A 21,421-nucleotide genomic window follows, 5' to 3' on the forward strand; every position below is an offset into this window, starting at 1 on the left:
TTTACGCTACGTTTCCCGAGGCTGATGTCATTATGATGTCTGCCCTGCTGGAAGGGAGACGAGCATGTACGAAGACGAGGGCAGGCCGCGCCCGGCAAAGATTTCCGAACGCCGCGATACCATTGCCGGGTGGATCCGCGATGCAGGAAAGAAAGGGCTGACGGCCCCTCAGATCCATGCCCGCCTATTTGACGAGCTGGACACTGAGCTGACGATCAAAACGGTGCAGCGTGATCTGAATTTCTTGCGCAAGTGCAAGCGCGCTGAACCGCAGAAAAATCCGGAACACGGTGCGCCGCGATGGCAGCTCGTCCGTAACGCGGAGGCGCTGATGCCCGTCCGCTCGAACGACACTAAGCTTTCCAGCGCTGATCTCAAGTCGGCACGGGTGGCGCTGGGTATCGTCATGCTGTACGAGCAAGCAAGCCATCTGCTTCCACTGGCTGCACTTAATGATCTGCGTGAGCACTACGAACGATCCAAACGCCTGCTTACCCGGTTAGCACCTCAGGAGGGCCGCTGGCTCGGCAAGCTGGTAACCGGCACTCAGCACGTTCAGCTGCATCAGGCTGTGATTGATCTGCAAATTCTTGAGCAGATCCAGCTTGCTTTGCTTGGAGGCTATCAGCTGGCGGTACGTTATTTCGCCAGCAATCGGCAAGAAGAGCGTGATTACGAGCTGCATCCCCTCGGTCTTTCCTACCAGGATTCAAGCATTTATCTGGTATGCCACTCCGGCAACCCTGATCGAATTCGCTGTTTACCGTTGCATCGGTTTCGCAAGGTTCGGCCCCTGGAAAGCCGTCTGAGCAAGGTGCCACAGGGTTTTGAGCTCCGGCATCATGTGCAACGAATCTTGGTCGAGCCTGAACCGATAACACTCAAATTACGCATCAATGACCGATTGCGCCGGCGGCTGGATGAGAGCGAAACACCGCTGACGCGCGAGCAGGTATTCAGCTCCCTGGGTGATGGTTGGCACCTGCTTGAGTGCAGCATTGCCTATAGCCAGGGGCTGCTGTGGTGGATTCTCAGCCATGGCGCCACGGTCGAAGTGCTCGAGCCTCCGAGCCTCCGATCTCAGGTTCGCCAAATCATGCGAAGCATGGCCAGCTTCTACCTCGACGATGTAGCCGAGCCTGTGGATTCTTCCCCGCTCTTACGCGTTACAAGGTGCCGTGCGACATAAGTTGTCGTGCGGATATGGAAAATCAGCCGGACGCATCCCCTACAAGGAACCCTATGAATCGCAGTCAATACCTAGCTCAGCGCGACGTGCAACAGTTCATCGAATGGCTTGTTCCCCATCTGACCGATGACGGGAACCTTAGTCATTGTTTTGTGGAGCGGCGTTCGGCCCGGCAATGGCAGTTTGCAGGCCTTGAAGATGCCTTCGAGCAGTATCGCTGGCCATCCCGGGGCGCGTTTGGCATACCGGCAGGCGAGACGCTGGCCGACAACGACCAGGTGCTTCGGACTTTGCGGGACGCCCTGCGCAAAGCTCTCGCCCGCGGCGATGCGCAGGCGACCTGCAGCGCGGCCTGTCAGGTGATGGTCTGGGGAGGCGTCCAGAATGGCAATATCCGCTGGCTGCAGGAGAATGCCGAGTCTCTCGCCGATACACTCGAGGCTGTTACCGCGGCCTTGGATGCAGGCGAGCTGGCCGGTGTGCTACTGGATACGCAGCTACGCTTCAATGCCGGGATGACCAAGGTTTACTCGCTACTGGCCAAGGACCTGATCATCTATGACAGCCGCGTTGCCGCTGCGCTGGGCTGGCTGGTCGCAAAGTATTGTCGAGCCCAAGCGTTAGCCGCAGTGCCTGCGCCACTTGCGTTTCCGTGGGCACCTGCTAAGGAGGGCTTGAGTGCAGCGAGCCCAAAAAACCGCAACCCCGCGATAGAAGGCCTGCGCTTTCCAAGGCTGCAGTCCGGCCCGATGCATGCCGAGTGGAATCTGAAGGCCAGCTGGGTACTGGTCGAAGCGTTGAACCGTGACCGCGGTAGCCGTTTCGCTCAGCCGGGCCCAGTTGATAGCCTGCGGCGGCTCGAAGCGGCGCTTTTCATGCTGGGGTACGACTTGCCCCCGCAGCCGCTCGCTCGGCAAGTCGTGGCTCAGGGACCGCTAACACAAGCCAGCTCCGCCGAGGCGTCGACTTCGGTCTGGAACGAATGCTACACCGCAGCCCAAGGCAAGCAGTTCCATTACCGGATCGAGCCTGATCGAATCGTACTCAAGGACGGACGAATATTTCTCCTCGAGCACGTCAACGCCACGCTCGAATGGCTTAGGAAGCATTTTGGCAGCAATCCATTTCCACTAGCCAATTCCGCCCAGCATGTTCCGACCGGCGCATCGCCGGCAGGGATTGGAGTAGCTTATTTCAGGGCGACGTTGGGCAAGGGCAGTCCGCCGCATACCAGTGCGCTGGCGGCTGTGCTTGTCGAACTGGGCGTTTTGCTGCGGCAGCCGCGTAGGAGCTGGATCCTTTCGCCTGAATGCCTGGCAGCGGGGACGATCGATATCGGACCGGTGCTGCAGGAAGCAGTGGATCTGGCTGAGGCACTCTAACGACGCCTACCACCTACCGCGCCCTTGAGCCAGAGTCTGTTTGGCACTGGCTCAGGGCCTCGGCAGCTTCTCGTAACCGCTAGCGAACCGGCACAGGCCCGTTCATGCACTGATAGCCCGGATACTGCGCTTCGGCGGTGACCTTCGCCATCGCCGAACTCGTTGCCTGGACTGTCATGATAAAGCTGGCGCGCGGGCCTGCGGAGGCGACAACGCGGCGCATGGATACTTGGTAGGTCTTCATACGGAACCCTCATCGGTGAAGTCCTGCTTACTGTGCAAGATCCCTGCGACGGGTTATGTCGCGATGTCCTGCGGCTGCGGCGGTCCCGCATACGGTGGGGTGCGACAGGAGTTGTCGGTCGTCGCGATGACAATCCGGCCATCAACTCGATGGCTGGAGGTTCCATGTTGCCGATCCTGTCGCTAGCCCTGGCCCATTGGCGCGGCCAAAGCGCAACGCTTGCCGAGCAGCAGCGTTATGCCGAATTGCACGAGCGCGCTGCTGCGCCTGACGCATCAGCCGAGGCGCTCAATGAACTGGGTTGTCTCTGGCTGGTAGGCCAGCGGGACGAGTGGCTGGCTCGCGGATTATTCATTGCAGCGGCGCGATACGGTTCGCTAGAAGCGCTGCTTAACCTTGGCTATGTCCATTGGTATGGCAAGGGCGTGGCGGTGAACGAGCGCAAGGCGCTGGCTTACTACCAGCGGGCTGCAGAGCGCGGCTCGCTCGACGCCTGCTATGAGATAGGACAGGTTTACGTAGGCTCGGATGAGGAGTATTTGCCGGCACCGTGCAGGGTCGCTGCGGACCTGCAGCGCGCCTATCAGTGCTTTCGAACCGCTGCCGAAGGCGGTCATTGCGAAGCGATGTTCGCCCTCGGTGATCTTCTGCTGGGCTCCGATTCCAGCATCCGGGACGAAGCCAACGGCCTGTACTGGTTGATGTGTGCGGCCGGCCACGGCCAGCCCCTGGCTGCCGACCGGCTGGCGCGTTTCTACCTCGACGAGCCGCGCCTGGAAATGCCGGACCCCGGCAACCTCATGGGCGATTTCTGGCGCAACTATCGCATGAGTCGCGAGGGGCTGGTGACTGACGAAATGGAGAAAGAATGATGATGGATGCGATCGATATTGCCAGTCTGCTGCGGCCCGTACAGGTAGCGGTTGAGGCAGCGGGTGAACTAATCCTCCGCGAATGGGAGCGCGAGGGTGGGCCGCGTGGCAGTGGCGACAAGGCTGCGGTGGATGAGGAAATCGAACGGCTGCTTCATAAACAGCTGATCGGTCTGCTGGACGTCGACTTCTGGGGTGAGGAAACCTGCCAAAGGCTCACCGGCCAGCGATTTTGCTGGGTGGTGGACCCGCACGATGGGACGCGGGATTTCCTGCTCGGCTTGCCGGGCAGCGCCATCTCCGTGGCCCTGTTGCGCGACGGGCAGCCGGTGCTCGGAGTTGTCTACGCGCCAATCAGCCCAGATCGGGGCAGAGACTGCATAGCCTGGGCCGAAGGCCTGCCGCACCTACTGCGCAACGACACCGCGCATCCGGTTGATCTGTCCGGCTCACGACTCGAGGCGGGAGAGATCGTCTGGCTGAGTGCGGCTGCCGCCCGTAAACCTCACGCCAATATTCGCCTATGCGCACCGGCCCGTTTCGTCGCCATGCCGAGCATTGCCTATCGGCTGGCCCGAGCGGCTGCTGGCGATGGCGTGGCGGCGGTATCGTTGACCAGCCTGTCGGCACATGACGTGGCTGCCGGGCATGCGCTGCTGATCGGAGCGGGTGGCGTGCTGCTCCACCAGAGCGGACGACCGCTGGGTTATCGAAACATGAACCTGGTGTGCATCCGCTGTTTCGGCGGTGCCGCAGCGGCCTGTGCCGCCCTTGCCGGCCGCCCCTGGAGCCAGGCCCTCGAGGAATGCAACGAGGCGCAGCGCAGCCTGCCGATGTCGCCGGTGTTTCCTCCAGTCCAGCGGCTTCAGCGCGCATTTGGTTGCCTGGCGGCGATGCTCATCGGCGACAATCTGGGCGCGCAGGTCGAGTTCATGAGCGCGGCCGAGATCGCCGAGCGTTTTGCGTCCGAGGCCCTGACGATGGAAGACGGCGGCACTTGGAAGATTCAGGCTGGGCAACCCACTGACGATGGGGAGCTTGCGCTAACGCTGGCGAGATCATTGGTGGAGCAGGGCGGCTTTAGCGCAACGGACGTCGCGCAGCGCTATGTGGCCTGGCTTCGCTCCGAGCCCTTCGATGTAGGCAACACCACCCGCCAGGCCTTGCTTGGGCCGCTTCGTCAGCCGGCATTGGCGGTTGACGAGGCCTGTCGAGCGCATGCCTCTGTAAGCAGCCAGGCTAACGGTGCATTGATGCGGGTCGCGCCGATCGGGATTGCCGCTCATGGTCGTCCGTCGCTGGCGGCGTGCTGGGCCAGGCAGGATGCACTGCTCACCCATCCACATGGCGTCTGCCAGGAGGCGAACGCGGCCTACGCAGCAGCGATCGCAGTGGGCGTATCGGGTGCGAATCGCCAGGCGATGTTGGACGCGGCGTTAGCCGTTCTCTTGCCGACGACGGAGGGAGATGTTGTAAGGAAAGTGCTAGTAGCTGCGGCAGCCGGCGAGCGGCCCGCCGATTATCAGCACCAGATGGGCTGGGTGCTTATAGCGCTGCAGAATGCCTTCTACCATCTGCTGGCCGGCAACACTGTCGGCTATGCGCTGAACGAAACGATCCGGCAAGGCGGTGACACCGACACGAATGCCTGCATTGCTGGAGCGCTGATAGGCGCTGCCGACGGTATCGCTAATCTCGAATGGTCACAGCTCGGTGCATTGGTCTCATGCCGCGCACATCCGCAGTCGCTGCGACCGCGACCAATCACTTGCTGGCCGGACGATGCTGGCATGCTCGCCCAGCGGCTGCTTGTGCTGGATGTTGACGGCTCATGCTAAAAGTCGTTGACCTGGCGGGGAGCAGTCCGCGCTTTACAACTCACTGCTTCGGACGCAAACACAGAGAGTGCACCGTGGCGGTCGAGCTGCGGCTCGAGCCTGATGTGCCAAGCGGCCTACGGCTGCTGATGGAGGTATCGGCCCTCCAGGCCTGGCCAGACGGGGAGCGCGTGACTCGGCTGACTATTGTTACGACCGATCAATCGGCTGCCGGCCAGCTTCTTGCGGCGCACCAGCTGCTCGAAGCCAGCGTGGTTGGCAACGGGCCGGTGCCGTTGCTGGTGGACGATTACGTGCAGGTGTTCGACGGTGTGGCCGGCGGGCAACTGACAGTTGAGATACAGCCGCTTGGCTGGAGCGTCCGGAGCGCCTTGCCTTACCAGCGGCTGGTGGCAGTGGTCTTTGCCCCTGTCGAGCTGGCATATGACGAATACCTGGCGGTGGCGCTTGGCTTGCAGGCTCGCCTGCCAGAGGGCGCGCCCTTCAAGGCCGGTATGATCCATCGGCCATTGCAGCAGCCGATGTTGTTTCTGCTTGGCCAGCGCGCTCAGGGTCAGCCATCCATCAGCGATGGATGCCACAACCGGGCGCCTGACGGGCTGGAACGCATGAGTGGCATGTCTGTTTCCTAAGCGCTGAAAGCCTCTCCGAGTAAGCCAAGCCGGTGGCTGGCAAGCGTGCGCCACTCATCAAGGGCTGCCTCGATAGCCGCTTTGTCTACCAGATCGTCGAGCGCTATCGCCTTGGTAAAACAGCGGTAGCCAGGCAAATCAGTGCCATTCACTTCGCCGTCCTCGGGGTAACCGATGCCCTTCCAGACGTTGCCATACCAGTCGCAGGGTTTGGCGGCGGGTAGGTCGCAGACCACCACCGATAACACCAGCTCGCTGCGGGTTTGCTCGACTGGCTCGGGACTGAACTGCCCGCTGTACTGGTCGAACCCTGTATCGCTGCGAACCCAGGCGCCAAACATCAAATCGCCCGGACGGTGATTGTCCCAAGGTGCTTCCTGGCCGTTGTTCTTCAGCCAAATTGCCGACAGGTCATAGAACGGTAGGTAGCGCCGACCGCTGTTGTCACGTTTCTCCAGCCCATCAAGCCCCTGCGGCAACGGATACACATATTGGTGGTGGTAAGCAGAGGCGCCAAGCTGCTCGCGGATATAGCCCAACAGCTCGAACATGCGCTGCTGATAATCGGCCAACAGGCGATAGGCCTTGCGTACATCCAGCAAGGCGTCTTGCAAGGGGGCGGTCATTTCAGACTCCAGGCGGCGAATGTGCCGGGGCGGGTGTTGAGTGCGACTGGCCGCAGATCGGCGAGCCAGCGCATCGGGTGTGTGCGTAAGCCATGCCAGGCGTAGCACTTGGCGATATCGTCCAACAGACGCAGGCAGCCTGGGGGCGAATCGGGCGGCAAGTGCGTTTCCAGCGCCTGATACAGCTGTTGCCAGCTCGCGCAGACCAGTTTGAAGCGGCTAGCGCTGCCATCGGGCAAAAAGGGCAGCACCTCCGACAGCAGTCGCTGGCGGCCCGCTTCGCCGTAATCGTTCAGGCCGCCCAGTGTGAGCAGGATACAGGGGTCTGAGAGAACGTTTTGTTGCCAGCCGGACAGAAGTTCATTAGCCAATTGAGTGGCCAGTTGCTGGCGCGCATTGTCGTGCCGCTTGGCTTCCACCAGCACCGTGGAGCTATTGCCCTGCAACAGCACGTCAGGTTCGACGCGGGTACCGTCTGGCAGGTACCACGATGGCCAATAGTCGATGCGCTGCAGAGGGCCAAAGGGTTCGCCCAGCAGATCGCTGAGCACCAAGGACAGCAGGTTTTCAGGCAAGTAGCTCAAGCGCTCAAATACGCTGGCAGTCAGCACGTCCTCAGCCCCCTCGGCCTCCTCTAGTGCCATCTGCTGGCTATGCAAACCGGTGCCGCGCTTCTTGCCGGCCAGTACTGCGTTAAGCATGGTCAGGTTCCGCCTGTTCCGGCACTTTTGTCTTTAACGTGTTCTTCCGATCCGGAGCTAGCCGGTGATAGTTCACCGCAAAAACGATAAAGGCCCGCATTTCTGCGAGCCTTTAAATCGTGGTGCCGGCACCAGGAGTCGAACAGTAGGCATCTAGGGCCCACAGAATCATCGCGTGCGTATATTTTGATCGGGTGCGTATACCTAAACGTATACCCATAGCCCACTTTGCCGCTGTGCTTCTATGTGGCGAACCGTAAGCAACTGCCGAGTTAGCAGTCGGCTATCCCGTTAGGCAACAGAAAATGCCGCAATGCGGCTTCTCGCCTGATGTCGATGCTCAGATCGTGAGTGCAGCCGTAAGCCGCGTTAGTGAGCGTTATGGTTTGGGCGTTGGCTTCACGAAAAGCAGCTCCTGGCCACGGTTAAGCACGACAGGGATGCCTGCTTGATTATGCTCGTACTCGGGGCCTAAATAGATAAATGCCCAGTCGGGTAACGCTGTCGAGAGACGACGATAAAACGCTGCGTGATCGAAACCCGACAGCGGTTCGGTCTTCACGCGATGCCAATGGCCGGAAACCGCGCCTTTTTCGTCATATTCCTCCACGACTTTGTGCAGCACGACTCCGCCCAAGCCTCGCAATCGGTATGAGCTGCCGTCGCCGTCCCGTATGAAAGGCGGCGTATCAACCCGGACCATCTTGGCATCGAACGACTTTGTTGGACGTTCGGAGCTGGATAGGCTGCCACGGATCACGCAGGACCAATCCTCACACAACGGCCCATCCACTCGGAGCATTCGGTAGCTTGATTCCGCGCCGAAAACCGCTTTGTCTGACCATTCGTATGGTTTGGTCCGGTAGTCGGCAGGCAGTGATTCAGCTACGGCTTGCTCGATGATTGCAGTCAGCTTCTGCTGAGCATCCAGCGCGTCGCGGGCGAGGCTTTGAGGCATCCAGACCGGCATCCACATGCCGTGCCTTGGCAGGTAGGTTTGGTCGTTGAAAAGCTCAAGCACGAAGAAGGCTGACATTGCAGAGTTCGGTACGCCTGGCAGCGGCGTGGCGCGTCCTAGCAGATGTTCGCGGAGCAGGAGTGCGTTCAGGGTATCGGCTGTGAGGCCTCCCGAGTTGGGCGTCGCTTCCAATTCGACTTCTGCGTCCTTCAAGCCCGCTGAGTAGCCGTTGGCTTTCATCACCTGTAGCGCCAGGGAGTCGGAATTTGCCCTGTCCGTTTTCGTCGGCGATACGGCGGGCGTCCCTGCGCAACCGGCCATAACTAGCCCGCAGGCCATTAGCAAGATGGCTTTATTCATTTCTCATCCCTAATAGATCGTGGCGTGATCGGAGTGCAGCACTATCGCTGCCTGAGTGATGTCCAGATGATATCACTGCAAAGGCTTGCGTGAAGGGTTCTGAGGCTCTTGCTTCTTCGCTTACGTGGGTAATTATCTGCTCGGACTTAAGAGGGATAAAACGTGCAAGAGTTTTCATCAAAGTTACGAGAGCTATTGGTAATGGCTGAGCAAGCGCCCGGCTTCTATGAGGTCGAGATTACTTTCTCCATCCGTTTGCAAGAGGGCAGCGAAAGTTATTATCTACGTTTAATGTCGGATGCAGACAAGGTGGCTCTGCCTGGCTCGGCGCCATCGCCCGGCAGTGCGGAAAAAATAGCGGGCTGGTTTTAGGAGTTTTTAGATGCTTGGATTTTTTCGAAGGCTGCTTAGCGCGCGGCAAACAAACGATGGGTATATCACTATCATCTACCCGGTTAAAAACGAAGGGGTGGTTATTAATGACACGCTCTCTGCTGCGTTTTACGACAGCCTACAGTGCAATGTAGTTTCCGCTGGCTCCGCTGTGGATTCGGCCTCTTGCATAGAAGTTAATGGCTGGAGCTTTGTGGATGTAAATTGTCAATTTGATGCTCAGCCGACGTTTTGCATTAATCCGGCTACTGGGTTGCCGATGGTTGATGATTTTGTTGACGTGGGCGGCAATGTTTTCGGCTTTTCCTCCGATTTATAGTGCGATTGCGGACGGTTTAGAGTGGTCGCGATTTGTGTTGTTTTCTAGCTGTGGATTGCATGGGCGCTCTAGTTGAGCTCGTCGATTCTTCTAGTACGTTATGCAATCTGTGCAAGGCTCGTCGCAATCACAGCTGAAGTTGTCAGCTACCATGATGTCTTCCCATTTCAAACGCTTGCGCTCACGCTTACAGTGATCCCCTATTAGCCTCATTTGAGGAATTGAATTTAGGGCCTCAGAGATTTTCGAGACATGCTGGCAAAGCTTTCGCACCTTTTCGAATGCGTCCTCTGCATCTTTGATCGCCCTGGACTCTGCAGCTGAGCATTTTTTAAATTTGCTGGCGGGAATTCTTAGTAGCCCCTCGCTTCGAATTCCTTCCGAGTAGCACTGGTCTCCGTACCGTCCTTTGTAGGCGAACCACTCCACGTATGCGCCGCTTACTGTGTCTTTAATGCGAACATCGTGAACCCAAGCGCCCCCTTTTTTTATATTCTTCTGATATTCCTCGCGCGCCTTTCGGTACGTATATTGAATATTTGAGGCTTCCTCCCTTGCGAGCGCCGCCAACGAATCACGCACATCGCGCAGATAAGGAAAGTCTCTTTCTATCAGCTTGGGCAGTTCACGCCCAAGCTGACTTTCCCGGTTATCTGCCATGGCTAGAACTTGCTGAATCGTTAAAACTTAAAATAGCGTTGATGGCCGCATCTATGATTCTTAGTTGCTCACGCAGTGGCTGCATCTGCTCTTCTACATCCAGAAAAATCTCTACCTCTTCGTCGCTCATGTTGAAGCAAAATTCGCACATCAACGCCTCGATTGGCGAGGTAGCCAACTCGATTACCAATTCGTTTTCGGAGTTTTTTGGCAGCCACGTTACAAACGACTGGCCATCAAGTACTGCCAACACAGGGCGGATCTCCTTGTAACTGGAATTGTTGATCATGTAAGCGTCACGGAGTTCAGATACCTCCTGCAGGATTTTGTGCTTTGCACCTTCCAGGCATTCTAAGTCGATTTGGAAGAAGTTCTTGGTCATGGATATATCCCTGTGTGTTGGTTGTGTGGGGATTATCCGGTTTCCCTGCAGCTAATGGTTCTCGCAAAATGCAAAAAAAAATGAAAAACTCTTGAAATGGCGCGCTGTTAGCGCCGGTTTTTTATGACGGGAGTGTGAATTGGTATCGGCGGGGCTATTTTTCGCTTGGTTTTTTAAACTTGCGGAAAGAGGTATTGATACTTTTATGCGTGTTGAAAAAAGAAGAAGCCCGCGTCGTACCTCACGATGCGGGCTTTTTTAATAAGCGGGATGCGAACCCCCGAGATGGAGGCAGTGCCGAAGCACAAATCTCGTGGTTCGCTGCCGGTGTTTACGGGCCACCGCCGGCTGGGCCGCCCCGGTATCACTCCCAGAGCAGAGCTGCAAAACTTACAAAGGATATTCACACAGTCGCCACGACTAGCAAGACCGAATACTGGCTCGGCCGCAGACGAGCGGTTAAGGTTCGTCACCCGATCAAGCTAACTCGTGGGGGTTGAGCATTCACGCTCTCCCTTGGGGCGCTACAAGGAACTACGCACGTGCATCAACAGACCCTGGCTCCCTTTATCTGGAACATCGCGGACCTGCTGCTAGGGGCCTTTCGTCCCTCCGAGTACGGCCGCATCATCCTGCCGTTCACCGTGCTTCGTCGTCTGGAGTGTGTGCTGGAGCCCACCCGTGACAAGGTCCGCAGCCAGTACGAGGCGATGAAGGCCAGCGGCGTGGACATGGACTTGATCCTGCCGACCACTGCTGGCGCCACCTTCTACAACGTCTCGCAGTTTTCCCTGGCCAGTGTCGGCTCCACCAGTACCCGTGCCAACCTGGAAGACTACATCGCCAAATTCTCTGCCAACGCCCGCCAGGTGTTCGACCACTTTGCCTTCGACCGCTGGCTGGAGAAGCTGGAGAAGGCCAATCTGCTGTATCTGGTTGCGCAGAAGTTTGCAGCGGTCGACCTGCACCCAGACAAGATCAGCAACCATGAAATGGGGCTAGTATTCGAGCATTTGATCCGCAAGTTTGCCGAATCATCCAACGACGATGCCGGGCAGTACTTTACCCCGCGCGACGTGGTGCGCCTGGCTACCACCCTGGTGTTCGCGCCGGATCATCAGGCCCTCAATGGTGATGGTGTGGTGCGTACCGTTTACGACTGCGCGGCTGGTACGGGCGGCTTCCTGTCTTCGGCCATCGAGCAGGTTTACGAGTGGAACCCCAATGCCCGCCTGGTGCCCTACGCCCAGGAGCTGAACCCGGAAACCTACGCCATCTCGGTGGCGGACAAGCTGATCCAGGGCTACGACACCCGTAACATCAAGCTCGGCAACACCCTGTCCGACGATCACCTGCCCCATGAGCAGTTCGACTACTGCCTGGCCAACCCGCCGTTCGGTGTGAAGTGGGAGAACGTTCAGAAGCAGGTACAGGGCGAGCACAGTCAGCAAGGCTTCGCTGGCCGCTTCGGTGCTGGCCTGCCGCGCGTGGGCGATGGTTCGCTGCTGTTCCTTATGCACCTGCTGTCCAAGCGCAAGCCCGTCGAACTGGGTGGCAGCCGCATCGGCATCGTGCTCTCCGGCTCGCCGCTTTTCAACGGCGGAGCCGGCTCGGGCGAGTCGGAGATCCGCCGTTGGATTCTGGAAAACGACTGGCTGGAAGCGATCATCGCCCTGCCCAACGACCTGTTCTACAACACCGGCATCGGCACCTATATCTGGGTGCTGTCCAACCACACGGACGCGCTGCGCAAGGGCAAGGTGCAGCTGATCGATGCCAGCGCCCTGCACGCACCGATGCGAAAAAGCCTCGGTAGCAAGCGCAAGTACCTGTCGGACGAGCAGATCGCCGAGATCGCCAAGCTGCATGAGGCGTTCGAGGACGGGCCGAACTCGAAGATCTTTGCCACCACCGACTTTGGCTACCGGCGCATCACCGTCGAACGTCCGCTGCGTCTGCGTTTCTCCGTTACCCCGGATAAGCTCGCCGCCTACCAGAACACCAAGGGTTCCGATCAGGCCGAGGCTTTTGCCGCTGTGCAGGGCGAGTTCGACAACCTGCCGGCCTTCCTCAAGGCCGCCGGCATCAAGAAGCTTGGCAAGGGCGCGCTTAAAGCCGCACTGGCCTGCTTTGGCGAGCGCGATGCCAATGCCCAGCCGGTGCTGGACGACAAGGGCAACCAACAGGCCGACGCCGACCTGCGCGAGTTCGAGAACGTACCGCTTAAGGAAAGCATCGACGACTACTTCGCCCGCGAAGTGCTGCCCCATGTGCCGGATGCCTGGATCGACAAAGGAAAGACGGATTCGAAGGACGGCCAGGTCGGCATCGTCGGCTACGAGATCAACTTCAACCGCTACTTCTACGTCTACCAGCCGCCGCGCCCGCTGGCTGAGATCGATGCCGATCTCAAGGCGGTGGAAGCCGAGATCGCTGCGCTGCTGGGCGAGGTCACGGCATGAGCCATTACAAGCCCTATCTTGTCTATAAAGACTCCGGGGTGGAGTGGTTGGGGCGGCTGCCGAAGCATTGGAGCATCGTGCCGCTTAAATGGTGCTTTGAGTGCCTGGATGGCAAGCGTGTGCCGCTCAACTCTGAGCAGCGGGCTGACATCAAAGGCGAGGTTCCATATTGGGGTTCAGGTGGTGTGGTCGATTACATCGAGAAATTTATCTTCGATGAGCCATTGGTGCTGCTTGGTGAAGATGGTGCGCCATTCTTTGACAGGGATAGGCCGGTTGCTTATGCCATCCAAGGAAAATCTTGGATCAACAACCACATCCACGTCTTGCGTCCACTGACGGACTACCCAATTACGTGGTTCGTGCATGCATTGAATTGCGTTGAGTACCGTCACTACATCGATGGCTCAACTCGCGACAAGCTGACTCAAGACGACATGAAGAGCATCGTGCTTGTCATTCCAGAGTCATCTGATGAGGCGAGAAAAGCGGTTGCTCACCTCGACCACGAAACCGCCCGCATCGACGCGCTGATAGAAAAGAAAACCCGCTTTATCGAGCTGCTACGCGAAAAGCGCCAGGCGCTGATCACCCATGCCGTCACCAAGGGCCTCAATCCCAATGTGAAGATGAAAGACTCCGGCGTGGAATGGCTGGGGGAGGTGCCGGAGCATTGGGCTGTTAAGCGCCTGAAGTTCATCGCCGCAGTCCAAACCGGCATCGCCAAGGGAAAAGATAACGCCGAAAAGGACACCGTTGAGATCCCCTATCTGAGGGTGGCCAACGTGCAGGACGGCTATCTGGATCTGGATGAGGTCGCGACCATAGAAGTTTCAACTACGGACCTGTCGCGTTATCTGCTGCAGCCCGGAGATGTGCTAATGAACGAAGGGGGAGACTTCGACAAGCTTGGGCGAGGTCATGTGTGGCACGGTGAGATAGAGCCATGTATCCACCAGAACCATGTGTTTGCCGTTCGCCCGCATGGTGTCAGCTCTGAGTGGTTGAACACATTCACCGGTTCAGCTGCTGCCCAGTTCTACTTCATGGGGCGCTCTAAACAGAGCACAAACCTAGCCTCTATCTCCTCTAGCAACCTGATGGAGCTCGCCGTTCCGCTTCCCGACAAAGAGGAGCAGCGCCTCATCCTGAATGGATTGCATCGCCAAGCCGCTCAGGTGGGTGCCTTGCTGGCGCAGACAGAACGCAGCATCGAACTCCTCAAAGAGCGCCGCTCCGCCCTGATCACCGCCGCCGTCACCGGCCAGATCGATCTGCGGGAGGCGGTATGAGCCAGGGCCGCAGCCTGCGTCTGTTTCTGGTGGACGGCACGCCCAATGGCCTGCTCACCGCCGAGATCATGAACTGGACGGGGCATGTGCTGACCGGCCCGCGTTCCAAGCTGGCTGAACTGGTGCAGCGCTCCGAGTGCGCACGTACCGGCGTGTACTTTCTGGTCGGTCCTGACCCGGACAACAGCCTGCGCTCGAAGGTGTATATCGGCGAATCGGACGATGTGGCCAAGCGCCTGAAGAGCCACAATCGCCCGGAGGATGCTGGCGGCAAAGATTTCTGGGAGCGCGTGTGCCTGGTCACCAGCAAGGACCAGAACCTGACGAAGGCCCATGTGAAGTATCTGGAAAGCCTGCTGATCGGCATCGCTGGCAATCTTGGCCGCTGCGAGCTGGTCAACGGCACCGCGCATGAGTACGTCAGCCTGCCCGAATCCGACCGCGCCGATATGGCCTTCTTTTTGGAGCAGATCCGCACCGTACTTCCGGTGCTGGGTTTCGACTTTCTGCGCGAGCTGACCAAACCTTCCGCGCCGGCTGCCGCCAGCACAGTGGCGCCGGTCAGCCGTTCCCCGCGCTTTATCCTGGAGCTCGCGCGCGCTCGTCTAAGCGCCCAGGGCCAGGAAATCGACGGTGAGTTCTTTGTGCTCAAAGGCTCCAAAGCCCGCGCCGAATGGGTGGGCACCGAGCGCGGCTATCAGGGCCTGTTCAAGCAACTGGTCGACGAAGGCTTGCTAGTCGCTGATGGCGGCGAGCACCTCACTTTCAGCGACGACTACGCCTTCAGCAGCCCCAGTGCGGCGGCGGCCGTAGTCTGTGGCCGTGCCGCGAATGGGCGTACATCCTGGATGGTCGAGGGTAGCGGACAGACCTACGCTGCCTGGCAGGATCAGCAATTGAATACCCCAGCGCTTCCGGAGGACGAAGGAACCCGTGAATGAAGCCAGCCTGCAACAGTATCTGCTTGAGCATTTCCCCAAGGAAAATGCCGCCTGCGAATGGAAGGAGTTCAAGAACCTGCGCCATGCCCTTATGGGGGCGGAAGGCAAGGATGTAATCAGTTACCTGTCGGCCATCGCCAATATGGAGGGTGGACACCTGGTGATTGGAGTCGAGGACGCCACGCTGCGCATCGTGGGTATTCAGGACTTCAACAACCAGACGGTCGATAACGTTCGCCAGCGTCTGCTGGAGCGCTGCCGTGCTCTGGATTCGGAAGGCTTCCGTGTCGAGCCCTTTACCACGGATGATACCGGCAAGACGGTATGGGTCTTTCATATCCCCAAGCACCGACCGCGTATGCCGGTTTATGCCCATGATAAGGCTTGGCAACGGCTGGATGACTCGTTGGTGGAAATGCGTCAGGAGCGCCTGGAGGCCATCCTGCATGAGGTTCTCGATGCCAGTGACTGGTCCGCGCAGATTGTCGAAGGCGCAACGTTGAACGATCTGGACCCTGCCGCTCTTGCTCTTGCCCGCGAGAAATTCGCCGAGAAACACCGTAGTACGGTCTTCGCCCAAGACATCGCCGGCTGGGATGTGGCCACCTTTCTCGATAAGGCCAAACTCACTATCCAGGGTGGTGTAACCCGCACTGCGCTTTTGCTTCTCGGCAAGCCAGAGGCCAGCCACTTCCTGCCGGCACTGGCGCAAATTACCTGGAAGCTGGTGGGGGAGGAGCAGGCTTACGAGCACTTCGGGCCACCCTTTCTGCTCAGTACAACGCAGGTGCTCCACCGCATCCGCAACATTGGTTACAAGCTCTTCCCGCAGAATCAGCTGCTGGCCACCGAGGTCAGCAAGTACGACACCAGAGTAATTCTGGAGGCCCTGCACAACTGCATCGCACACCAGGACTACCAAATGCGCTCGCGCGTTCTGGTGACCGAGCGGGTAGACCGGCTGGTGTTCGAGAATGCCGGTGGCTTCTTCGAGGGGAAGCCCGAGGATTACTTCAGTGGGGAAGTGACGCCGAGCCGCTATCGTAACCCCTGGTTGGCGCAGGCCATGGTCAGCTTGAGCATGATCGATACCATGGGCTTTGGTATTAGCACCATGACCCAGTCCCAGCGCAAGCGCTACTTCCCTCTGCCCGACTACAGCAAGTCGACTCCGGACAAGGTGGTTCTGGAAATCTATGGGCATGTTATCGACGAGAACTACACTCGCCTGCTGCTGGAGCGTCAGGATCTGCCGTTGAATACGGTGATGTTGCTGGACCGGGTGCAGAAGAAGCAGGCAATCACCGATGACGCAGCCTCCTTGCTGCGTAAGCAGGGACTGATCGAGGGGCGTAAACCCAACTACTACCCGGCCGCGCAGGTGGCAAAAACCACCGGAAACAAGGATGACTACATCCGTAACCGCGCATTCGATGATGCCTACTACAAGGATCTGATTATTGGCTTCCTGAAGAAGTACGGATCTGCTTCGCGGGAGGAGCTATTGAGGCTGATCCTAGACAAACTTTCCGATGCATTAGACGAAAAGCAGAAGCTGAACAAGTTTCGCAACCTGCTGCACGCCATGTCGAAGCGCGACCAAACCATTGTGAAATCAGGCGGATTGCACAAAGGCCGTTGGGTGCTCAGTTCATCTAAAGACGCCGAGCGTTAGACAAACCCAAGACAACCTAAGACAAACTGCCCTCCGACCTTCAGGGCAGGTAAGACAAGGGACTGCTTCATGAGCCACATCCACCACGAATGCGAACTGGAACGCCACATCGTCGAGCAGCTTGAGGCTGCCGGCTGGTGGGTGGGCAAATCCGCCGACTATGACCAGGGGCGGGCGCTCTTTCCCGAGGATGTACTGGGCTGGCTGCAGGACAGCCAGCCGGCGGCCATGGACAAGCTCCGCGCCATGAATGGCGCTGGCACTGAAGCGGTGGTGCTGGATCGCCTGGTCAAGCAGCTGGAGAACAAGGTCGATGGCGGCACAGTGAACGTGCTGCGCTACGGAATTGCTATCGCCGGTGCCGGCACCCTGGCCATGAGCCAGGGACTGCCCGAGGATGCACGCAACGACACGGTTATCGCTCGCTATGCGGCTAATCGCCTGCGCGTGGTGCCGCAGCTGCGTTACTCGTTGGACAAGGCCGACGAGATCGACCTGGCTTTCTTCATTAACGGCGTTCCGGTGGCCACGGTGGAGCTGAAGACAGACTTCACCCAGTCCGTCGAGGCTGCGATGGAGCAGTACCGGGTGGATCGCCGACCTGAGCGCAGGAGTGGAGGCACAGAGCCGCTGCTGACCTTTAAGCGCGGTGCGGTGGTGCATTTCGCCATGAGCGACAGCGACATCCGCATGACCACCAAGCTGGCTGGGGATTCGACCTTCTTCCTGCCGTTCAACCGAGGCAACGATGGCGCCGCCGGCAACCCTCCGGGCGAGAACGGCAGCTACCCGGTGAGCTATTTCTGGGAGCGGGTGCTGCAGAAGGACAACTGGCTGCACATCTTCCATCGCTTCGTGCTGCAGGAACGCAAGGAAGCCCAGGATGTGAACGGCAAGACCTATTTCAAGGAAGGCCTGATCTTCCCGCGGTTCCACCAGTGGGAAGGCGTGACCAAGATGATCGATGCGGTGCGGGTAGAAGGGGCAGGGCAACCGTACCTGATCCAGCACAGCGCCGGCTCTGGCAAGACGAACACCATCGCCTGGACGGCGCACTCGCTGATCCGTGTCCGCCGTCCGGATGGCGAGCCGTACTTCCACAGCGTGATCGTGGTGACTGATCGCCAGGTGCTTGACCAGCAGCTGCAGGATGCCATCCAGCAGATCGAACACCAGGCCGGTGTGGTCTGCGCCATCGACCGCCAGCAGTCGAGCCTGCCCAAAAGTCAGCAGTTGGCCAAGGCCATGCTCGATGGCGTGCCGATTATCGTCTGTACCCTGCAGACTTTCCCCTATGCGCAGAAGGCCATTCTCGGCGAGCAAAGTCTGCGCAACCGCCGCTTCGCCATCATCATCGACGAGGCGCACAGCTCCACCGGCGGCAGTACGGCCGATGACCTGCGCTATGTGCTGACCGGACAGAGCGAGGCGGAGTGGGAAACGCTGACCAAGGCGGAACGGTTGTCCGTGTGGCAGAGCTCGCGCTCTCGCCCTGGCAATGCCAGCTACTTCGCTTTCACTGCAACGCCAAAGCATTCGACGCTGAGCCTGTTCGGTCGCCCGCGCAACCCGGCGCAGCCGGTAAGCACTGACAATCCCCCAGCACCGTTCCATCTCTACACCATGCAGCAGGCCATCGATGAAGGCTTCATCCTCGATGTGCTGAAGAACTACACCAGCTACGAGGTGGCGTTCAAAATCGGCAGCGACATGGTCGATGACAAGCGCGTGGACGAGAAGAGCGCCGGTCGCAAGCTGGCCAGGTGGCTATCGCTAAATCCGGTTAACGTCGGCCAGAAGGTCGAGTTGGTCGTCGAACACTTTCGCAAGAACGTGGCGCACCTCCTCGGTGGCCAGGCCAAGGCTATGGTGGTGACCAGTTCGCGTGCTGCAGCGGTGAAGTACCACCTGGCGCTGGAGGACTATTGCCAGCGCAAGGGCTACGAGAACATACGGGCCATGGTCGCCTTCTCAGGTGAGGTGCCCAACACGGATGTGGAGGAGTCCAGCCTGCCAACGGATCACAGCTTCAGCGAGACCAACCTGAATCCCAGGCTGAATGGCCGTGATATGCGCAAGGTCTTCGACACACCGGACTACCGGGTGATGATCGTCGCAAACAAGTACCAGACCGGCTTTGACCAGCCGAAGCTGGTGGCCATGTACCTGGACAAGAGGACATCTGGCGTGGAGGCCGTGCAGACACTCTCGCGCCTGAACCGCACCTTCCCCGGCAAGGACAAGACCTTCGTCATCGACTTCGTCAACAAGTCCGAAGAGATCCTCGCATCGTTCAAAACCTTCTACCGCGATGCCCAGGTGGCGGACATCCAGGACCCGAATATCGTCTACGACATCAAGCAGCGCCTGGATGGCATGTTCATCTACGAGCAGGCTGAGGTAGAGGCCTTCGGCAATGCCATCGTTGATCCGAAGGTGACGCACCAGAAGCTGTTCTCGCTTACACAGTCGGCGACCGACCGCTTCAACGGTAAGCTCAGGACGCTCAACGACGCCATCGACCAGTGGGAAAAGGCTTGGGAGAAGGCTCACGCCGAGGGCAACGAAAAGGACATGGATTACGCCGATGTGCAGCGCTCGGAGTACTGCAAGGCGCGTGACGAGCTGATGATATTCAGCGAGAGCCTGACGAAGTTCGTGCGTAGCTATGAGTACATCGCCCAACTGATTGACTTCGCTGACCCGAGTCTGGAGGCCTTCGCCAGCTATGCCCGCCTGCTGCGTAAGCGGCTCAAAGGCATTACGGCGGAGCAAGTGGATCTGGGCGACCTGAAGCTCAGCCACTACAAGATCAAGAAGGGTAGCAACCTCAGTGGTGTTGGCGTGCAGGCAGAAACGCCCGGCCTCTACGGAATGACCGACAACGGCCTGCGTGATGCCCGCGACCGCGAGAAAAAGTATCTCACCGAGCTGATCGAGAAGCTCAACAACGCCTTCGGCAAGGACATCACCGACACCGACCAGGTGGCCTTCGCTGTGCACGTTTCCGAGAAGCTGCGCGCCGACAACGTGGTGATGGCGCAGGTGCACAACAACACCATGGAGCAGGCCATGAAGGCCGACCTGCCCTCAAAAGCCATCTCCGCCATCGCCGCCGCCATGAGCAGCCATACCAGCATGGCGACCAAGTTGCTCAGCGATGAGTCGACGCGGGATGTGTTCCTGACAGTTGTATATGAGCTGCTTAAGAAGGATGCGGGGGCTGGCTTGTTTGGCTCTGTCCGCGCGTGACAGGGCTATCTGACGGGCTTGCGGCCCCTTCATTCCGCATATCTATCTTGGTGGAATGCACCCCCCTCATTCCACTGCCAGTGCAGCGGAATGAGGGGGCAGCATGACGCTGTCGTATGCCCTTGAAGTTGATTCGGACAAACTGAAGCTTTCTGCCCGAGCCGGGGCTTGTCGGCGGACTCAGGACACTGGAGCGTGGGTTCGCAAAGCAAATTAGGCTGACCGTGGGAGCATTGGCTATTGCTTCGGGTTGACCGCAGCAGCGGTGTAAAAAATGTCCCGGCCAGCTGGCAGCAATGGTGCGGTTGAGCTTGCCAATGCTGCCGCCTCTATCATGTATGCGCGCGCCGGGTTCCTACTCCTAGGCCCAATGAACAGCGGGCGCCGGAGCGCTGGGTTTCGGGGGTTTTGAAGCGTAGACCAGCACCCGATTATGAATTTAAGGCTGTCCGCGCTTGGGCTTCGACAAGTGTGCCGAACTATATTTTCCCCGCCAGGTAGATATCGTACTTGGAAGGGGGCACCCATACCTCTTGGGTTATTGAGCTGATGCGATCCATCGGTTTACAAACACTGCTTACTAGACCGTCATATCTGGCCTACCGCCGGAAGGAGGCTGTGATCACTCATACCTGGCCGGGAAGCCCTTCAGGCTCCAGGGAAATCATGCCCGTAATCGCTCGCCGAATTTGAACCGTTGAGCAGAACCAGTCCGTGCCCTCATTGAGACCGATACAACTCATCGTAGCCCCCCGGCCAGAGATACCCTGTTTCCAGCAGCCGCTTCTGGCTGGGGGCTCAATGGGGGTGGGCGAAATGGCATCGGTTCTGCAGTGTTTTGGGGAATCAAGTGCTCATAAGGAGTAGGGCGCACCTCAAAACCCTCGAAAGATCAGGCTGCTACCTTTGCTGTGTCGAGGTGGTATTTGCCGGAGCAGACTAGCTAGTTGAACAGCCTAAAGGCTGGCTTCTTTATTCACGGACTCTTTGAGGACCGCGCTCGGGCCAGAAGCGGGCATTCAGTTTCTACCTATTCCAAGGCAGCTGGTCGTCTTAATTCCTAAGAATCTTCCGCGTTGCAGCGTTACAACCCACCATGCTTTACCAGAGCTAGCCAGCCCGCTACTGTAACGCGAACGCAGTCACAGTTCTGCCGCATGACACCAGGGAAGGCTTCAGCAAGTGCAGTCGCGCCTCAGGCGCCTCCTAAGCCCCCGCCATCCCAGCTGTCCTGACTCGACAA

General features: G+C 58.8%; 18 protein-coding genes. 12 read left to right on the top strand and 6 right to left on the bottom strand.

The window, feature by feature from the left end; genetic code table 11:
• Nucleotides 1-64 precede the first annotated feature (64 nt).
• Nucleotides 65-1,189 carry a helix-turn-helix transcriptional regulator gene (locus tag CW305_RS16330; RefSeq protein WP_023445437.1) on the top strand — a complete coding sequence of 375 codons (1,125 nt, stop codon included), beginning with the start codon at nt 65-67 and terminating at the stop codon, nt 1,187-1,189.
• Between the two features lie 53 nt (nt 1,190-1,242).
• Nucleotides 1,243-2,571, top strand: a complete 1,329-nt coding sequence (locus CW305_RS23490) for a hypothetical protein (protein WP_023445436.1) — start codon at nt 1,243-1,245, stop codon at nt 2,569-2,571.
• A 79-nt stretch (nt 2,572-2,650) separates the two neighbouring features.
• Here the strand turns inward: CW305_RS23490 and CW305_RS23495 are convergent, their stop codons facing one another.
• Nucleotides 2,651-2,815 (bottom strand): hypothetical protein, encoded by a 165-nt coding sequence (locus tag CW305_RS23495; RefSeq protein ID WP_023445435.1) that lies wholly within the window; start codon nt 2,813-2,815, stop codon nt 2,651-2,653.
• A gap of 164 nt (nt 2,816-2,979) precedes the next feature.
• On the opposite strand from CW305_RS23495, the gene CW305_RS16340 reads away from it, so the two are divergent.
• From CW305_RS16340 to CW305_RS16350, 3 genes are all read left to right on the top strand, one after another.
• Nucleotides 2,980-3,687 carry a tetratricopeptide repeat protein gene (locus tag CW305_RS16340; protein ID WP_023445434.1) on the top strand — a complete coding sequence of 236 codons (708 nt, stop codon included), beginning with the start codon at nt 2,980-2,982 and terminating at the stop codon, nt 3,685-3,687.
• Nucleotides 3,684-5,525 (top strand): inositol monophosphatase family protein, encoded by a 1,842-nt coding sequence (locus tag CW305_RS23940; protein ID WP_181063901.1) that lies wholly within the window; start codon nt 3,684-3,686, stop codon nt 5,523-5,525. The genes CW305_RS16340 and CW305_RS23940 overlap by 4 nt, the downstream gene beginning before the upstream one ends.
• A 74-nt stretch (nt 5,526-5,599) precedes the next feature.
• Entirely contained in the window at nt 5,600-6,157 is a 558-nt protein-coding gene (locus tag CW305_RS16350; RefSeq protein WP_023445432.1) for a hypothetical protein, read from the top strand.
• Here the strand turns inward: CW305_RS16350 and CW305_RS16355 are convergent.
• The 3 genes from CW305_RS16355 to CW305_RS16365 all read right to left on the bottom strand — a co-directional run bounded on the left by CW305_RS16355 (nt 6,154) and on the right by CW305_RS16365 (nt 8,802).
• Nucleotides 6,154-6,783 (bottom strand): hypothetical protein, encoded by a 630-nt coding sequence (locus CW305_RS16355; protein ID WP_104098416.1) that lies wholly within the window; start codon nt 6,781-6,783, stop codon nt 6,154-6,156. The genes CW305_RS16350 and CW305_RS16355 overlap by 4 nt on opposite strands.
• Nucleotides 6,780-7,484: a hypothetical protein gene (locus CW305_RS16360; protein WP_023445430.1), complete on the bottom strand. Its 705-nt coding sequence runs from the start codon at nt 7,482-7,484 to the stop codon at nt 6,780-6,782. Before CW305_RS16360 ends, CW305_RS16355 begins: the two co-directional genes overlap by 4 nt.
• A gap of 379 nt (nt 7,485-7,863) precedes the next feature.
• Nucleotides 7,864-8,802, bottom strand: coding sequence for a hypothetical protein (locus tag CW305_RS16365; protein ID WP_104098417.1), 939 nt, complete (start codon nt 8,800-8,802; stop codon nt 7,864-7,866).
• Between the two features lie 162 nt (nt 8,803-8,964).
• Here CW305_RS16365 and CW305_RS23260 point away from each other — a divergent pair, with 162 nt between their 5' ends.
• Together CW305_RS23260 and CW305_RS16370 are read left to right on the top strand one after the other, a co-directional pair.
• A complete protein-coding gene (locus CW305_RS23260) occupies nt 8,965-9,174 on the top strand; it encodes a hypothetical protein (protein WP_139229584.1) in 210 nt (69 codons plus the stop codon).
• A 10-nt stretch (nt 9,175-9,184) separates the two neighbouring features.
• The gene (locus CW305_RS16370) at nt 9,185-9,514 is read left to right on the top strand and encodes a hypothetical protein (protein ID WP_104098418.1); all 330 of its coding nucleotides are present in this window, start codon (nt 9,185-9,187) and stop codon (nt 9,512-9,514) included.
• A 90-nt stretch (nt 9,515-9,604) separates the two neighbouring features.
• Here CW305_RS16370 and mobI read toward each other — a convergent pair whose 3' ends face one another.
• Nucleotides 9,605-10,174 (bottom strand): conjugative transfer protein MobI(A/C), encoded by a 570-nt coding sequence (gene mobI, locus CW305_RS16375; RefSeq protein WP_042923022.1) that lies wholly within the window; start codon nt 10,172-10,174, stop codon nt 9,605-9,607.
• Nucleotides 10,164-10,556, bottom strand: a complete 393-nt coding sequence (locus CW305_RS16380) for a hypothetical protein (RefSeq protein WP_042923024.1) — start codon at nt 10,554-10,556, stop codon at nt 10,164-10,166. Before CW305_RS16380 ends, mobI begins: the two co-directional genes overlap by 11 nt.
• Nucleotides 10,557-11,098: 542 nt before the next feature.
• On the opposite strand from CW305_RS16380, the gene CW305_RS16385 reads away from it, so the two are divergent.
• The 5 genes from CW305_RS16385 (at nt 11,099) to CW305_RS16405 (ending at nt 20,178) form a co-directional block, all read left to right on the top strand.
• Nucleotides 11,099-13,018 carry a type I restriction-modification system subunit M gene (locus tag CW305_RS16385; RefSeq protein ID WP_104098419.1) on the top strand — a complete coding sequence of 640 codons (1,920 nt, stop codon included), beginning with the start codon at nt 11,099-11,101 and terminating at the stop codon, nt 13,016-13,018.
• Nucleotides 13,015-14,310 carry a restriction endonuclease subunit S gene (locus tag CW305_RS16390; protein ID WP_079328404.1) on the top strand — a complete coding sequence of 432 codons (1,296 nt, stop codon included), beginning with the start codon at nt 13,015-13,017 and terminating at the stop codon, nt 14,308-14,310. The genes CW305_RS16385 and CW305_RS16390 overlap by 4 nt, the downstream gene beginning before the upstream one ends.
• Nucleotides 14,307-15,251, top strand: coding sequence for a GIY-YIG nuclease family protein (locus CW305_RS16395; RefSeq protein ID WP_079328406.1), 945 nt, complete (start codon nt 14,307-14,309; stop codon nt 15,249-15,251). Before CW305_RS16390 ends, CW305_RS16395 begins: the two co-directional genes overlap by 4 nt.
• Nucleotides 15,244-16,926, top strand: a complete 1,683-nt coding sequence (locus CW305_RS16400; protein ID WP_079328408.1) for an RNA-binding domain-containing protein — start codon at nt 15,244-15,246, stop codon at nt 16,924-16,926. Before CW305_RS16395 ends, CW305_RS16400 begins: the two co-directional genes overlap by 8 nt.
• Before the next feature lie 69 nt (nt 16,927-16,995).
• Nucleotides 16,996-20,178, top strand: coding sequence for a type I restriction endonuclease subunit R (locus CW305_RS16405; protein ID WP_104098420.1), 3,183 nt, complete (start codon nt 16,996-16,998; stop codon nt 20,176-20,178).
• Nucleotides 20,179-21,421: the final 1,243 nt, after the last annotated feature.

The organism is Stutzerimonas kunmingensis (assembly GCF_002929225.1).
In the GTDB taxonomy this organism is placed as follows: Bacteria; Pseudomonadota; Gammaproteobacteria; order Pseudomonadales; family Pseudomonadaceae; genus Stutzerimonas.